Source organism: Streptomyces sp. rh34, assembly GCF_002551245.1.
Lineage (GTDB): Bacteria > Actinomycetota > Actinomycetes > Streptomycetales > Streptomycetaceae > Streptomyces.
The window spans coordinates 1-1,056 of sequence record NZ_NTGZ01000553.1; the positions used below are offsets into that span (position 1 = coordinate 1).

A 1,056-nucleotide genomic window follows, 5' to 3' on the forward strand; every position below is an offset into this window, starting at 1 on the left:
ACCACCGCCTCCGGCGGCAGCACGGGCGCGGGCGGCATCTGCGGCAGCGGCGCCCGCACCGGCGCGGGCCGCGCCGGGCCGTCCGCGACCTGGTGCAACTCGCCCTGGTGCGTCAGCAGATGCTGCATGCCCTGCTGCCGGCTGGCGTGATCCGTGCCGTACGGGGCGACGCTCGTGATCCGCACCTGCGGCCAGGTCTCCCTGATCATCCGGGCGCAGTACCCGCCCGGCAGCTCACAGGACTCCAGCTCGGTGTGCAGCTCGATGACCTGCTGCGGCGGCACGTTCATCGCCCGCAGCTCGTGCAGCATCTGCCACTCGGGATGCGGGGTTCCCGGCGCCGAGCGGCGGATCAGCTGCTGCTCGCTGCCGTCCGGAGCCCGGAACCGCAGCACGGCCTGGTAGCCGGGGCCCACGGTCGGCTGACCGGTGGGCTGCTGCGGATAGCCGTACGCCGGGGGCGGCGGGGTGTGCGCACCGGGCGGCGGACCGGGCGGACCGGGCGGACCCGGCGGCTGCGGTACGGGACCGGGGGCCCCGCCCAGCGAAGCGCCGGGGGCCCCGGGCGGGCCGGGAGGACCGGGAGGCCCTACCTGCCCCGGACTCGCGAACATCGTCTCCGCGTGGTGCACCCCACCACCCGGAGGCGGCGTGGAACCCGGCGGCGGACCCGGCGGACCAGGAGGCTGCGGCGCACCCGGAACACCGGGCGGACCGGGAGGCTGCGGGACTCCCGGAGCACCGGGCGGACCCGGCGGCCTGGGCGCACCCGCGACGCCCGCACCGATGCTGCTCCCGTCGGCGAACATCGTCGCGGCATGGTGCATCCCACCGCCCGGAGGCGGCGTGGAGCCCAGCGGCGGACCAGGAGGACCGGGAGGGCCAGGAGGGCCAGGAGGACCGGGAGGCGGGGTGGAACCCGGCGGCGGACCCGGCGGCGGGGTGCCGCCGGGCGGGCCGAGCTGGGAGACGAGCTGCGTCGGGAGATACCCGCCCGCCGGAGCACCGGGCGCGCCCGGGCCCGAAGGCGGCGGCGTCGCACCGGGCGGCATCTGT

The 1,056-nt window shown here is 78.0% G+C and carries 1 protein-coding gene; it reads right to left on the minus strand.

The features are described from left to right. Window positions 1–1,056 (minus strand): nucleic acid/nucleotide deaminase domain-containing protein (locus CR470_RS38155; RefSeq protein WP_306667845.1); only part of this gene is annotated, 1,056 nt, incomplete at both ends.